At 71.3% G+C, this 14,013-nt stretch carries 15 protein-coding genes; 11 read left to right on the top strand and 4 right to left on the bottom strand.

Annotated features, from left to right (window positions below; all coding sequences use genetic code 11):
• Positions 1-113 precede the first annotated feature (113 nt).
• Complete coding sequence (locus ACQUQF_RS08950) at positions 114-1,664, top strand: helicase HerA domain-containing protein (protein ID WP_435177918.1); 1,551 nt, start codon at positions 114-116, stop codon at positions 1,662-1,664.
• A gap of 50 nt (positions 1,665-1,714) precedes the next feature.
• Positions 1,715-1,987, top strand: a complete 273-nt coding sequence (locus tag ACQUQF_RS08945; protein ID WP_435177916.1) for a hypothetical protein — start codon at positions 1,715-1,717, stop codon at positions 1,985-1,987.
• A gap of 77 nt (positions 1,988-2,064) precedes the next feature.
• Here the strand turns inward: ACQUQF_RS08945 and tpiA are convergent, their stop codons facing one another.
• The gene (gene tpiA, locus ACQUQF_RS08940; protein WP_435177914.1) at positions 2,065-2,709 is read right to left on the bottom strand and encodes a triose-phosphate isomerase; all 645 of its coding nucleotides are present in this window, start codon (positions 2,707-2,709) and stop codon (positions 2,065-2,067) included.
• 101 nt (positions 2,710-2,810) lie between these two features.
• Here tpiA and ACQUQF_RS08935 point away from each other — a divergent pair, with 101 nt between their 5' ends.
• The 5 genes from ACQUQF_RS08935 to ACQUQF_RS08915 all read left to right on the top strand — a co-directional run bounded on the left by ACQUQF_RS08935 (position 2,811) and on the right by ACQUQF_RS08915 (position 7,399).
• The gene (locus ACQUQF_RS08935) at positions 2,811-3,383 is read left to right on the top strand and encodes a gluconate 2-dehydrogenase subunit 3 family protein (RefSeq protein WP_435177912.1); all 573 of its coding nucleotides are present in this window, start codon (positions 2,811-2,813) and stop codon (positions 3,381-3,383) included.
• Entirely contained in the window at positions 3,380-5,038 is a 1,659-nt protein-coding gene (locus ACQUQF_RS08930) for a GMC family oxidoreductase (protein ID WP_435177910.1), read from the top strand. The genes ACQUQF_RS08935 and ACQUQF_RS08930 overlap by 4 nt, the downstream gene beginning before the upstream one ends.
• 84 nt (positions 5,039-5,122) lie before the next feature.
• Positions 5,123-5,839, top strand: coding sequence for a Type 1 glutamine amidotransferase-like domain-containing protein (locus ACQUQF_RS08925; RefSeq protein ID WP_435177909.1), 717 nt, complete (start codon positions 5,123-5,125; stop codon positions 5,837-5,839).
• Between the two features lie 127 nt (positions 5,840-5,966).
• Positions 5,967-6,782, top strand: a complete 816-nt coding sequence (locus ACQUQF_RS08920) for a DsbA family protein (RefSeq protein WP_435177907.1) — start codon at positions 5,967-5,969, stop codon at positions 6,780-6,782.
• Positions 6,779-7,399: a hypothetical protein gene (locus tag ACQUQF_RS08915; RefSeq protein ID WP_435177905.1), complete on the top strand. Its 621-nt coding sequence runs from the start codon at positions 6,779-6,781 to the stop codon at positions 7,397-7,399. Before ACQUQF_RS08920 ends, ACQUQF_RS08915 begins: the two co-directional genes overlap by 4 nt.
• 34 nt (positions 7,400-7,433) lie before the next feature.
• On the opposite strand, the gene ACQUQF_RS08910 is transcribed toward ACQUQF_RS08915, so the two are convergent.
• From ACQUQF_RS08910 to ACQUQF_RS08900, 3 genes are all read right to left on the bottom strand, one after another.
• Positions 7,434-8,399 carry a TIGR03557 family F420-dependent LLM class oxidoreductase gene (locus tag ACQUQF_RS08910; protein ID WP_435177903.1) on the bottom strand — a complete coding sequence of 322 codons (966 nt, stop codon included), beginning with the start codon at positions 8,397-8,399 and terminating at the stop codon, positions 7,434-7,436.
• Positions 8,400-8,447: 48 nt separating this feature from the next.
• Complete coding sequence (locus ACQUQF_RS08905; RefSeq protein ID WP_435177901.1) at positions 8,448-10,121, bottom strand: NADH-quinone oxidoreductase subunit D; 1,674 nt, start codon at positions 10,119-10,121, stop codon at positions 8,448-8,450.
• Positions 10,122-10,273: 152 nt separating this feature from the next.
• Positions 10,274-11,194 carry a hypothetical protein gene (locus ACQUQF_RS08900; RefSeq protein ID WP_435177899.1) on the bottom strand — a complete coding sequence of 307 codons (921 nt, stop codon included), beginning with the start codon at positions 11,192-11,194 and terminating at the stop codon, positions 10,274-10,276.
• A 212-nt stretch (positions 11,195-11,406) separates the two neighbouring features.
• On the opposite strand from ACQUQF_RS08900, the gene hisC reads away from it, so the two are divergent.
• The 4 genes from hisC to ACQUQF_RS08880 all read left to right on the top strand — a co-directional run bounded on the left by hisC (position 11,407) and on the right by ACQUQF_RS08880 (position 13,978).
• Complete coding sequence (hisC, locus tag ACQUQF_RS08895) at positions 11,407-12,480, top strand: histidinol-phosphate transaminase (RefSeq protein WP_435177897.1); 1,074 nt, start codon at positions 11,407-11,409, stop codon at positions 12,478-12,480.
• Positions 12,477-13,004, top strand: a complete 528-nt coding sequence (locus ACQUQF_RS08890; protein ID WP_435177895.1) for an adenylate kinase family protein — start codon at positions 12,477-12,479, stop codon at positions 13,002-13,004. The genes hisC and ACQUQF_RS08890 overlap by 4 nt, the downstream gene beginning before the upstream one ends.
• The gene (locus ACQUQF_RS08885) at positions 13,001-13,609 is read left to right on the top strand and encodes a CDP-alcohol phosphatidyltransferase family protein (RefSeq protein ID WP_435177893.1); all 609 of its coding nucleotides are present in this window, start codon (positions 13,001-13,003) and stop codon (positions 13,607-13,609) included. Before ACQUQF_RS08890 ends, ACQUQF_RS08885 begins: the two co-directional genes overlap by 4 nt.
• A gap of 114 nt (positions 13,610-13,723) precedes the next feature.
• The gene (locus tag ACQUQF_RS08880) at positions 13,724-13,978 is read left to right on the top strand and encodes a hypothetical protein (RefSeq protein ID WP_435177891.1); all 255 of its coding nucleotides are present in this window, start codon (positions 13,724-13,726) and stop codon (positions 13,976-13,978) included.
• Positions 13,979-14,013 lie beyond the last annotated feature (35 nt).

Here is a 14,013-nt window from a genome sequence, read left to right as displayed (position 1 = left end):
CGGCGCTCGCGGGTGTCCGTCGGCGTCGCAACAGCCCGGGGCCCGGCGTCGGTCTGGACCGCCGGCGACCCCCGACAGTTTATGAGGGGGCGGTGAGAGGTAGCGGCCGAGAGATGTCCCAGGAGACCATCGACGTCGCCGAGGTGAGCGCCGGGAAAGGGGGCACCGCCGGCGAGCCCGGCGACCCCGTGGAGCTGCCCGTGGTGGAGGTGCTGACCGGTCGCGCGTTCATCACCGGGAAGTCGGGCTCCGGAAAGAGCAACACCATGAGCGTGGTCGCCGAGAAGCTGCTCGACGGCGGCTACCCGGTGATGCTGGTCGACACCGACGGGGAGTACTACGGGCTGAAGGAGGAGTACGAGCTGCTCCACGCCGGCGCCGACGAGGAGTGCGACATCCAGGTCAACCCCGAGCACGCCGAGCGGCTGGCGTCGCTGGCGCTGGAGGACAACGTCCCCATCATCCTCGACGTGTCGGGCTACCTCAACGAGGACGACGGCAAGGAGCTGCTGAAGGCGGTCGCCCAGCAGCTGTTCGCCAAGGAGAAGAAGCTCAAGAAGCCGTTCCTGATGGTGGTCGAGGAGGTCCACGAGTACATCCCGGAGGGCGGCGGGATGGACGAGTGCGGTCGGATGCTCATCAAGATCGGGAAGCGGGGCCGCAAGCACGGCCTGGGCATCGCGGGCATCAGCCAGCGCCCGGCCGACGTGAAGAAGGACTTCATCACGCAGTGCGACTGGCTCGTCTGGCACCGGCTCACCTGGAACAACGACACCAACGTCGTCGGGCGCATCCTGGGCAACGAGTACGCCGAGGCCATCGAGGACATGGACGACGGCGAGGCGTTCATGACGACCGACTGGTCCGAGGAGACCCGCCGGGTCAAGTTCCACCGCAAGCAGACGTTCGACGCCGGCGCGACGCCCGGCCTCGACGACTTCGAGCGCCCCGACCTCAAGTCGGTCAGCGACGACCTGGTGAGCGACCTCCGGGAGATCAGCGAGGAGGAGAGCCGGCGCGAGGACCGCATCGAGGAACTGGAGCAGGAGCTCCGGGAGAAGGAGAACCACATCGAGGACCTCGAGCGCCAGCTCGAGGAGGCCCGCGAGATGGAGGAGGTCGCCGACAAGTTCGCCAAGGCGATGCTCGACACCTCGCGCAACCGGCGGGCCAACCCCTACATCGACACCGGCGGCGGCCCGCAGGTCCAGCAGCCGCCGGGTCAGCAGGCGGGCGCCCAGCAGGCCGACCTCGGCGGGTTCGAGCAGGCCGAGGCGAAGGACGCCGAGCGCGGGGCGGACGACGATGACGAGGGAGACAGCGACTCGTCGACCGCCGACGACCGCGACCCGCTCGACGCCGTCCGCGAGGAGCTCGACGCGCTCGAACCGGTCGAGCGAGGGATGCTGGCCTACTACCTCCGGGAGGGCCCGGCGACGCCGGTCGAGGCCCACGTCACCGCGGGCGGGGCCGACGACCGCGAGCTCGCCTACAACCACAACCGGACGCTGCGCCGGCGGGGGTTCGTCCAGCACGCCGGCGGCGGCGAGTACGTCGCCGCGCTGCCGAGCCTGCTCGCGGCGCTGACCGACGGCGAGATGGACGACGACAGCCGGAGCGAGGCGCTGTCGGCGGTCGCCGAGGAGCTGCCGGACGTGGAGTGAGCCGGCGGACGAGCGACGAGACTTTTACGGCCGCGCGGGCTACCCCCGCCATGAACACGCTGGCGCCGGCGGGCGAGGACCGGTGGAGGCTCCCCCGGCACGCCCACGTGGTAGTCTACGACGAGCGCGAGACCGAACTGCTGACCATCTACGACTGCGGCGCGGCCCAGAAGCCGCCCTCGGCCCGGGTACTGGGCAACCTGGTCCGGGTGCGGGCCGACCACGAACTGGAGCGGACCGCCACGGGGTACATCGTCCGGATGCGCGAGGCGTCGGTCCTGGAGAGGCAGGACGACGACCACTGGCTCATCGTCGCGGAGTGATCTGTTGAAGCTGGTATTCCCGGCGCGACCAGCGACAGTGTACAATCAAGGTGACCGGCGCCCGGCGAACGTTCCGATTACAGGGGCGCCACGAGGTCCGCCAGCGCCGCCTTCGGGTCGTCGGCCTTGGCGACGCCGCTGGCCAGCAGCACGCCCTCGGCGCCGAGTTCGCGGGCCGAGGTCAGGTCCTCGCCGGTCGAGATGCCGGCGCCGCAGTAGACCGACACGGAGTCGTCGACCGCCTCGGCGGCCGCCACCGCGTCGGTGACGACGTCGGGGTCGGCCTTGCTGACCGGCGTGCCGGTGCCGATGAGTTCCGGCGGCTCGACCGCGACCGCGTCCGGGCCGAGCGCGGCGACCGCGCCGATCTGGTCGGGGTTGTTCGCGCAGACGCAGGTGTCGAGGCCCGCGCGCTCCGCGGCGTCGAGCGCGGCGTCGATGTCCGCGAGCTTCAGCCGGCGCTCGGAGTGATTGAGCAGCGTCCCGGTCGCGCCCGCGTCGGCGGCGGCCTCCGCCAGGGTCGACCCGGTGTGGCTGCCGTGTTCGACCGCGCTGACGTGCTGGGCCCACGTCTCGACGCCGGTGTCGGCGACGCGGTCGAGGTGGGCGGCCTGCGGCGCCACGGCGATGTCGGCCCCGGTCTCGTCGGCGACCTCACGGGCGGCGGTCGCGACGCCGACCGGGTCGCACGGGTACGCCTTCAGGTTGACGACGACTTTCATGGTCGAACCGACCGGCGGGCGCGACTAATAGGTTGCGAGACCGGCAGACGCCGACTCCACATGACAACCTCTAAGTTTTAGGTCTGCCTAACTCCGGCGAGATGGAACTGACGCGCCGGGACGCGCTGGCCGCGCTGGCGGCCGCTGGCGGCGCCGCGGTCGGGGCCGGCGCCGTACTCGAAGGCGAGGGGGTCGTCGAGCAACTGCTCGCGGACGACGCCGCGGGGAGTGGTTCGACCGCGGGCGAGTCCGTCCCGGCGGACCGGCTGGCGACCCTGCTCGCGGTCGCCGACGTCGTGTACCCCACCGAGGTCTCTGGGGTCGAGGAGTTCGTCCGGACCTACGCGCTCGGCCGGGTCGAGGACCGCCCCGACTACCGCGACGGGATGGTCGAGGCGGTCGAGACGCTCGACGACTACGCCCGGACGTGGCACGACGCCCCCTTCCGTGAGCTCGGCGCCGGGACGCGGGAATCGGTGCTCGACCAGCTGGGCGTCGACACCGCCGACCCCGACCCCGCGGGCGCCGACCGGGAGCGCGTCCGGTACTACCTGGTCAACGAGCTGCTGTACGCGCTCTACGCCTCGCCGACCGGCGGGAAGCTGGTCGGCATCGAGAACCCGCAGGGCCACCCCGGCGGGACGACGAGCTACCAGCGGGGGCCGCAGGGATGACGGCGAGCCCCTCCAGCGACGTCGACAGGACTCCCTCGGAGCGGGCCGACGTCTGCGTCGTCGGCGCCGGGCCGGCGGGGGCGCTCCTCGCCCACCGGCTCGCCGAGCGGGGCCGCGACGTGGTGGTGCTGGAGGCCGGCGAGCGGTTCGACCCCGCCGACCGCGAGCGCCGGATGGAGCGGTCGATCCGGCCGGGTCACGACCCCCTGTCGGTCTGGGAGATGGGCGGCCCGCGCGACGCCTACACCGCCCCGGGCGAGCGGTTCTACCCGCTGAACCGCGCCCGGGTCAAGGGCGTGGGCGGGTCGACGCTCCACTGGCAGGGGATGGTGATGCGGCTCCACGAGTCGGACTTCGAGGAGTGGCCCATGGAGTACGCGGACCTCCGGCCCTACTACGCCGAGGCTGAACGCGCGCTGGGCGTCGCCGGTGCGGACGACAACCCGTACGCCCCGCCCCGCGAGGAGCCGTTCCCGCTGCCCGCCTTCGCGCCCTCCTACAGCGACTCGCTGTTCGCCGAGGCCTGCGAGCGACTGGGCGTGACGATGCACTCGGTGCCCAACGCCCGCAACTCCGAGTCCTACGACGGGCGGGGCGCCTGCGTCGGGTACGGCACCTGCAAGCCGGTCTGTCCCTCCAGCGCGAAGTACTCGGCCGACCACCACGTCCGGAAGGCCGAGGCGGCCGGGGCCCGCGTAATCGACCGGGTGCCGGTCCAGCGGCTCGAACACGACGACGCCGGCGAGCGCGTGACCGCCGCGGTGTACGCCACGCCGAAGGGAGAGACCCACCGCCAGGAGGCCCGGGAGTTCGTGCTGGCGGCCGGCGGCGTCGAGATCCCCCGGCTCCTGCTGCTCTCGAAGTCCGAGCGGTACCCCGACGGCCTCGCCAACTCCTCGGGCGCGGTCGGCCGCTACTTCATGGACCACCTGTTCGCGGGCGTCGGCGGCCGCCTCGACCGCCGGACCCGCCAGAACCACGTCGGGTTCATCACCAGCGAGTGCCACCAGTTCTACGACGACCCGACCCGCGGGACCGAGGGCCGCGGTTCGGGGGGGTCGGCGGGCGGGATTCCCGAGTGGTCGCCCGAGGGCGACGAGCCCGAACCGGGTCCCGTCAAGCTGGAGTTCCTGAACTACGCCGGGCCCTCGCCGGTCGAGATGGCGCTGTCGGGCGACGAGTGGGGCGACGACCTGCTCGACACCCTCCGGGAGGGGTACGGCAACGCGATCGCGACGGGCGGGCTGGTCGGCCAGCGCCCCCGGAAGGAGAACCGCATCGCGCTCGACCCCTCGACGACCGACGACCACGGGAACCCGGTCCCGGAGATACACTGGCGACTCGACGCGAAGACGGAGTCGTCGCTGCGACGGGCGAACGAGATCCAGCGCGCGATTTTGGACGAACTCGGTGCCGACGTCACGTGGACCGTCGGCCCGGAGAACACCGGTCCGGCGTTCCACCACATGGGCACGACCCGGATGGGCACCGACCCGGCCGAGAGCGTGGTGAACCCCCGGCTGCGGACCCACGACCTCCGGAACCTCTCGGTCGCGTCGAGCAGCGTCTTCGCGACCAGCGGGGCGCTCAACCCGACGCTGACCATCGCGGCGCTCGCGCTGAAGGCCGCCGACCACGTCGACGAGCGACTGTAGGCCGGTCGGCGTCCCGGGGCCGGTTTGCCACGTACTCCCGCACGGTGGCCACGTTTATCTGGCTCTCGCGAGTCCGAGCGAGACATGGGCAGCATCTTCGCCATCGGCGGCGGCGAGATACGGGACCGGGAGACCGAACCGATCGACCGCCGCGTCTGCGAGGCGACCGGCGAGGACTCCCCGGCGGCGCTGTTCGTCCCCACGGCCAGCGGCGACGCGGCGGGGTACTGCGACGGCTTCGACGCCTACTACGGGGACCACCTCGGCTGCCGGACGCGCCACCTGACGCTCCACGACGCGGACGTCGAGGAGGACGAGATCCGGACCGACGTCGAGTGGGCCGACCTGGTGTACGTCGGCGGCGGGTCGACCCCGCTGCTGCTCGACCGGTGGCGCGAGACGGGAGCCGACCGGGTACTCCGCGGGGCCTACGAGGACGGGACCGTGCTCGCCGGCCTCAGCGCCGGCGCGATGTGCTGGTTCGCGAGCGGCCTGTCCGACGCCGCGGACGACGCGGAGTACGCGGGCGTCGACTGCCTCGGGTGGGTCGAGGGGCTCGCGGTCACGCCGCACGCCCATCCGCTCCGGCGCGCGGCGTTCCGGGAGTTCCTGGCGACGCGGCCCGAGGCCGGCCTGGCGCTCGAAGACGGCTGCGCCGTCGAGATCCGGGACGGCGAGTTCCGGATCCTCTCGGCCGGCGGCGAGGCGACCGCGTACTGGTACCGCCACCGCGACGGGGTGGTCCGCGTCGCCGAACTCGACGAGAGCGAGCAGTTCCGGAGCCTCGAAACCCTGCGGTGAACTCGTCCCGACATCCGGGCATCGAGACCGAATCCCACCTCCTCCACTGCCTCTCTGGCCGGAGTCGGAGCGGTCTCGGCACGAAATTGGAAAAACTCCTTTTGGCGACGGCGTCGCGCGTGGGACCATGACCCACGACCGACCCGACGCGCGGACCCGGCGGCGACTGCTCGCCGTCGGCGCGGCGACCGGCGCGACCGCGCTCGCGGGCTGTACCGGCGGCCTGTCCGGCGAGTCCGGCGGCGCCCGGACGACGACCGAGACCGCGACTCGCGCGCCGCTCGGCAACCATCCCGCCGCGGAGGGCATCGCCGACCAGCCGCGGTCCGGTCCGCCGCCGGCCGAGGCCGAAGGGGTCGTCGTCGCGTTCGAGGACCCTTCCTGCCCGCGCTGCGCCGCCTGGGAGACCGGGACCGTGCCGAAGATCCGCGAGCGACTCGGCGACCGCGTCGCGGTCGTCTTCCGGTCGTACCCGGTCATCTACGCGTGGGGGAAGCCCGCGACGCAGGCCATCGAGGCCGCGTTCGCCCGGGAGACGGGGGCCGGGGCAGCGGGGACGAGCGGCGAGTCGACGACAACGGCCGACGGGACGGGGACGACGACCTCCGACCCGGCGGCGTACGGTGTTCGACAGGACTCGACCGCGACGTGGGCGCTGATACGCCACTACTTCGAGAACCAGGACCGGTTCGACGACGACAACGTCCTCGACCTGACCCGGACGTTCCTCGCCGAGGAGACCGACCTGGACGCCGACGCGGTGGTCGCGGACGCCGAGGCGGAGGCCCGGGACGACGCGGTGCGGGCCGACCTCGCGGCGGGCGAGGCGGCGGGGGTCGGCCGGACCACGCCGACGGTCTTCCTGTTCCGGGACGGCGAGTTCCGGACCCGCGCGAAGGGCAGCGTCAGCTTCCGGGTCGTGAAGTCGGCGCTGGGGCTATGAGCCGGGTCGGCGTCTCCCGCCTCCGTCCCCGACTGCCGACCCGCGCCGACGACTGGCGCCTGATGGCCCGGACGGTCAGGCTGGTGCTGGGTGCGCCGAGGTACGCCGCGCTCGCGGTGGTCGCCGCGGTCGTCGCGCTGTCGGCGTTCGTCCTGGGCCAGAACCTCGCGCTGGCGGAGTTCGCGGTGACTGCCCCCATCGACCCGTCGGACAGGGCGACGATTCTGCTCGGTCTCTACCCCTTCCTCGGGACGAACTACGGCCCGGTCGCCGAGCTGCTGCTCGTCGCCGTTGCCGGGCTCTCGGGCGTCGACGTGGCGCTCCTGGGCTACCACTTCCGGGAACACGGTCTGGGCGGATGGGAGGGGGAAGCGGGCAACGCCGCCGGCGGGGGGACGGTGGGGCTCGTCCTCGGCGCGCTCGGCGCGGGCTGCGCGGCGTGCGGGTCGGCGGTCCTGGCGGGCCTGCTCTCGCTGTTCGGAGCCGCGGGCGCGACGACCGTACTGCCGTTCGACGGCGCCGAGCTCTCGGTGCTGGCGCTGGTCGCGCTCGTGCTGTCGATCTACTGGGTCGCGGACGGGATGCGCGGCGGCGAGATCAGGGGTTGTCCGGTCTGAGCGTCGGGCGGTAGGTGGTGGACCGCTCGGCGGGCTACTGGAACTCCGGCAGCACCTCGTCCTCGTAGAACTCGAAGAACTGCTCCTGGTTCGGCCCGACCTGGTGGACGTAGACGTGGTCGTAGCCGGCGTCGGTGAACTTCCGGAGGTTCTCGACGTGGGTCTGCGGGTCGGGGTCGGTCACGATGCTGTCGGACTCCCGGACCTGCTCCTTCGTGACCTGCTGGCTGGCCTGCTCGAAGAGCTTGTGGGTCTCGAGTTCGGTCGCTAGTTGGCCCGGCAGGAGGCTGTTGCGCCACCACTTGTGGGCCGTCTCGACCGCCTCGTCCTCGCTGTCGGCGTAGCAGACCGTGAGCTGGCTGAACTTCGGCCCCTCGCCACCGTTGTCCTCGAACGTCTGGACGACGTCCTGGGGGCCGACCGACCAGAACCCGTCGCCGATGTCGGCGGCCTTCCTGGCGGTCTGCTCGCCGTACGCCGACACGCAGATGGGCGGGGTCTCCTCGGGCAGGGTGAACAGCTCGGCGTTCTCGACGGTGTAGTGGTCGCCGTGGTAGCTGACCATCTCGCCGGTCCAGAGGTCCCGGACGACCTCGACGGCCTCCTCGAGCATCTCGAGCCGGACGTGGTGGGGCGGCCAGTGGTCGCCGAGCACGTGCTCGTTGAGGTTCTCGCCGGTGCCGACGCCGAAGTAGAACCGCTGGCCGTCGTCCTCGAGCATCGTCGCCACCGTGGCGACCGACTGGGCGAGGATGGCCGGGTGGTACCGGATGATGGGACAGGTCACGCCGACGCCCACGTCGACGTCGATGGTCGCGCGGGCGATGCCGCCGAGGGTGGACCACGCGAACGGCGACTCGCCCTGCTGGCTCAGCCACGGGTGGTAGTGGTCCGAGATGGAGACGAAGTCGAAGCCCACGTCCTCGGCGCGGACCGCGTAGTCGACGAGGTCGTTGGGGCGGTGCTCCTCGCTGGAGAGCGCGTAGCCGAGTTCGACCATAGAGACCGCACGACAGACGCGGGTAAGGCGGTTGTGGCCACCCGCAGTCTACCGGTCGACCGACCCGAGCACGATGTCGAGACTCCCGAGCGCGGCGACCAGGTCGGGCACGTACTCGCCCTCGGACATCGCCTCGAGCGCGTGGAGGTTGTTGAAGCAGGGGCTCCGGATCTTGAACCGGGCGGGCTTGGAGGTCCCGTCCGACCGGATGTAGATGCCCATCTCCCCCTTCGCGGCCTCGACCGCCTTGTACACCTCGGTGTCCGGTTCGGGCTTGAGCGTCCGGGGGACGTTGGACTGGATGGTTCGCTCGTCCTCGGGCCAGTCCTCGAGCAGGTCCACGCACTGGTCGATGATCTTGGCCGACTCCTCGACCTCCTGCATGCGGACCAGCACGCGGGAGTAGTTGTCGCCGTAGGGCTCGGTGACGACGTCCCAGTCGAGCTCGTCGTAGTAGCCGTACGGGTCGTCCCGGCGGACGTCGTAGTCGATGCCCGACCCGCGGGCGACCGGCCCAGTACAGCCGTAGTCCTTGGCGGTCTCGGCGTCGATGACCCCGGTGTCGACCGTCCGCTTCTGGAAGATCTCGTTGTCGGTCAGCATGCTGTGGTACTCCTCGACGCGGTGGGGCAGGTCGTCGAGGAAGTCCCGAATCTTCGCGAACCACTCCTCGCGGGGTTCGGGGATGTCCCAGACCACGCCGCCGAGCCGGAAGTAGTTGAACATCATCCGCTGGCCCGTGAGGTCCTCCAGGATGTTCTGGACGTTCTCCCGGTCGCGCATCGCGTACATGAAGATGGCCGTGAAGTCGCCGTACACGTCGAGCGCGAAGGTCCCCAGCGCCAGCATGTGGCCCTTGATACGGGCGAACTCGACCGCCATCGTCCGGATGACCTGGGCGTACTCGGGCACCTCGATGTCGGCGAGCTCCTCGGCCACCCGGGCGTACGCCCACTCGTTGGGCATGTTCGCGGTGTAGTCCCACCGGTCGGGGTACGGCATGATCTGGTAGCGATAGTTGCAGCTCTGGCACATCTGCTCCTCGCACCGGTGGAGGTAGCCGATGTCGGGCTCGACGTCCGCGACCTGTTCGCCGTCCAGCACCGTCTTGAGGTGGAGGACGCCGTGTGTCGCGGGGTGGTGGGGACCGATGTTGAGGAACATCGTGTCCGACTCGGTGTCCTTCGCGGTCTCGGCGATGGGATTGACGTGCTCCTTCAGCGAGACGATCTGGGGCTTGTCCTGGTCGTAGTCGAGGCTCAGCGGGTGACCCTGCCAGGTCTCGGGCAGCAGGATCCGCCGCAGGTCGGGGTGGCCCTCGTACTCGATGCCGACCAGGTCGTAGGCCTCCCGCTCGTGCCACTCCGCCGTCTTGTACACCGACGCCGCCGACTCGTTCCACGGCTCGTCGGGGTCGGTGGGGACGACCACCTCGACCTCCTGGGTCCGGTCGTCGTACTTGGTCAGGTGGTAGATGCTCTCGTAGCGGTCCTCGTACTCCTGGGCGGTCAGCAGCGAGAGGTGGTCGAACCCCGCCTCCTCCTTGAGCGTCCGGAGCGTCTCCTGGACGTCGTCCGGGCGAATCACGAACGCCTCTGCGTTGAGGTGGGTCTCGCGTCCGATGACGAGGTCGCCGAGCAGCGCTTCGAGTTCGTCGTAGTCGACGCCCCCGTACTGCTCGGGCAGCGACACGTCGGCGTCGGACTCGGACGCGTCGCTCATCGGCGATCACCGCGAGGTCGATCGCGACTGTCGGTAGCGAGTGGCGCGTACATTCCCATTCCCGCATCAGTGTCGGCCTCGGACGCCAATAGGAGTAACGTCTGTCACCGTCGTCGGCGACCGCGAAAAAAGCGCGAGTTCGTGCGACTCGGTCAGTACTGCGAGCGCTGGTGGCGCTCCTCGCCGCGGCGGTCCTGCCGGTCGGACTCGCCGGTCCGTGACGACTGCTGGCCTGCGCCCCGGTCCTGCTCGCTCCGGCGGCCGTGGTGCTCCTGGCCGCGCATCATCGTCTGCTCGACCGGGCTGAAGCCGCTCTCCGAGCTCCCGCCGTACTGGTTCTGGCCGGTCCCCTGGTGGCCGTGCTGGCCGGTCTGGGGCTGTTGACCGGACTGTCCGTGCCGGTCGGACTGCCCGTACTGCCCCGACTGCTGGTGCTGACCGGTCTGACCGTGCTGGCCAGTCTGCTGGTGCTGGCCGGTCTGCTGGTGCTGGCTCTGACCGCCCTGCCGGTACTGGTCGCCCTGCTGCTGGCGGACGGTCTGGTCGCCGCCCCGGTCCTGGTGCTGACTCGACTGGTGGCCGGTCGGCCGGTCGCCCTGCTGGAGGTCGTGGCCGGTGTACTGACCGCCGCGACCGCCGTGCTGGCTCTGGCTGTGGACGTCCTGCCGGCCGTGGCTCCGCTGCGCGCGGCCCTGGTTCTGGCCGACGTCGTGGCGCTGGTCGCCGGTCCGCTGGCCGCGCTGGCGGCTCCCGTAGCGGTTGCCCTGCTGACCCTGCTGGTCCTGCTGGCTACCGCCGTGATGGTGGTGGTGATGGTGGTGATGGTGCTGCTCGCCGGACTGCTGGTCGGCGTACTCCTGCACGTCGCGGCCGCCCATCTGGTCCTGGCCGGTCCGGTGCTGACCGGACTGTCCGTGCTGACCGGACTGCTGGTGCTGTCCGGACTCTCCTCGTCGCTCGCGGCCGCCGGTCGAGTAGCGGCCGCCCTGCGTCTCGCCCTCGCCCTGCTCGCTGCGCTGATAGCGGTCCGACTCGCGGTCGCTCCCCCAACGGCTCCGATTGTGCTGTGCCATGATTGAATCCCCCGTTGGATACTCCGCGGGACTCCCCTTATGTGTACTGGGCGGATTCTGATAAAATGCCGCCGGGCGTCGGGGTGGACCGCCCGACTCGGCCGACGCCGGCGGTCTCGCCCGCGCGGGGTCGTGACAGCTGCCGGTCACCTCCGGGCGCCGAGCCGGTCGAGGTGAGCAACCTTAAGGCAGGTCGCACACACCTCTCCCACATGGAACCACGGGACCTCTCTTCGCACACCGTGTACCAGGCCGGACGGGGCGTCGAGGAGGTCGCCCGGGAGCTCGGACTCGATCCGGACGACCTCGTGAAGCTCGCCTCGAACGAGAACCCCTTCGGCCCGAGTCCGGCCGCGGTCGAGGCCATCCGCGAGGCGGCGGCGACCGCCGGCTCCTACCCCAAGGCCTCCCACGCCGACCTCACCGAGAAGCTGGCCGACCGGTGGGACGTCGCGCCCGCGCAGGTCTGGCTGGGCAACGGCGGCGACGGCGTGCTCGACTACCTGGCCCGGGCGATGCTCGAGCCCGGGGACGCCGTCCTCGTGCCGGAGCCCGGGTTCGCCTACTACGGGATGAGCGCGCGCTTCCACCACGGGGAGGTCGAGACGTACCGGCTGTCGAAGGCCGACGACTTCGCGCTGACGCCCGAGACGGTCCTCTCGGACTACGAGGACGAGCGCATCGTCTACCTCACGAGCCCCCACAATCCGACGGGCAAGCGGTTCGACCGCGACGCCGTCGCCGAGATCGCCGACGGGACGGGCGAGGGCACCCTCGTCGTCGTCGACGAGGCGTACGGCGAGTTCGCCGACGCGCCGAGCGCGGTCGACCTGGTCGACGCGCGGGACGACGTCGCGGTCCTCCGGACCTTCTCGAAGGTGTACGGGCTAGCCGGCGTCCGACTGGGCTACGGCATCGTCCCCGAGGAGTGGGCCGACGCCTACGCCCGGGTGAACACCCCGTTCGCCGCGAGCGAGATCGCCTGCCGGGCAGGCCTGGCCGCGCTCGACGACGACGAGCACGCCGAGAGGACGGTCGAGACCGCCGCGTGGGCGCGCGAGTACATGTACGACCACCTCGACGCGCCGACGTGGGAGAGCCACGGCAACTTCGTGCTCGCGGAGGTCGGAGAAGCGAGCGAGGTCGCCGACGAGCTCCAGCGCCGGGGCGTCATCGTCCGCGACTGCACCAGCTTCGGCCTGCCCGAGTGCGTCCGCATCACCTGCGGGACCGAGGAGGAGACCCGCCGGGCGGTGTCGGAGCTGAACGAGGTGCTCGCGCCGTGAGGGTCGCGGTCACCGGCACGCCCGGCACGGGCAAGACCTCCGCAGTGGAGGTCCTGGAAGCCGACGAGGCGTTCGCCGAGTTCGGCCTCGACGTCGTCCACCTCAACGACCTCGTCCGCGAGGAGGGGCTCTGGGACGAGCGCGACGCCGAGCGCGACAGCCTCGTCGCCGACCTCGACGCGGTGGCCGACCGGCTCGCCGACCGCGAGGACGTCCTGGTGGAGTCGCACCTCGCCCACCACCTCGACGCCGACCGGGTCGTCGTGCTGCGGTGTCACCCCGAGGAACTGGAGCGCCGGCTCACCGAGCGCGGGGAGCCCGAGGCGAAAGCGAGCGAGAATGCAGAGAGCGAGGCGCTGGACGTCATCCTCACCGAGGCCGTGAACGAGCACGGCGTCGAGCGCGTCTACGAGGTCGAGACCACCGACCGCGATCCCGAGGAGGTGGCCGCCGAGATCGCGGCGGTCGTGGCGGGCGACCGCGAGCCCAGCGCGGGCACCGTGGACTACCTCGAGTACCTATGACGCTCGACCAGTTCCGCCACGTGGCCGACCGGCTGCTCGACCCCTTCGTCTCGCTGTCGACCCGGCTGGGGCTGACGCCCGACGGGGTCAGCGTCGTCGCGTTCGCGCTGGCCGGCGGCGCGGCCGGAGCGTTCTACCTGGGCGGGCAGGACCCGATCTGGTACTTCGCCGGGGCGGTCCTGGTGTTCCTCAACGGCTGGCTCGACCTGCTCGACGGCGCGCTGGCCCGGGAGCTGGGCACCGACTCGGAGGCCGGCGACCTGCTCGACCACGTGCTCGACCGGTACGCCGACCTCGTCATCATCGCCGGGCTGGCCGCGGGCATCGGGCGGTACGCCCTGGGGCTGGCGGCGGTGACCGGCGTGCTGATGACCTCCTACCTCGGCACCCAGGCCCAGGCGGTCGGGCTCGACCGGGTGTACGGCGGGCTGCTCGGCCGGGCCGACCGGCTCGCGCTCGTCGGTCTGACCGGCGTGCTCGCGGCCGCGGTGTCGGCGGAGCCCGCCGGTCTGTCGGTCGTCGGGTGGCTGCTGGCGGTCTTCGCGGTCGTCGGCCACGTCACGGCGCTCCAGCGGTTCTACTACGCGTGGAAGGCGCTGTCGTGATACCGCCACCGTCGTCGGAGTCGAACCGACGGGCTCCCGGCGTCGAGAGCGACGGGGTATCAGTTAACTTTTTCACATTCGGGGGTGTCGAAAACAAGCGAGGTGGACCGCACGATGACCGACGAACGCCCCGGGGAACCGGGCATCAGCGTGGAGCCGGACGAGATCCTGCCGGCGAACAGCCACATCACCGTCGACGAGTTCCTCGCGGTCGCCGAGGAGGTCGACTCGCTGTTCGAGCTGAGCCGCGAGACCCGGCTCCCGCGGGAGACCTGCCGGCGGGTGCTGAAGTACTTCCGGCGGAGCGAGGAGGTCAAGCAGGGGTTCGGCTACCTCCGGGACAAGCACGGCGATGACCGGCTGCCGTGACGGTCGACCGCACGCCGTAACCCGGTTCGGGGCGC

It is taken from the genome of Halorussus sp. AFM4 (genome assembly GCF_051194995.1).
GTDB lineage: Archaea > Halobacteriota > Halobacteria > Halobacteriales > Haladaptataceae > Halorussus.
This window is presented reverse-complemented; position numbering and strand designations above follow the sequence as displayed.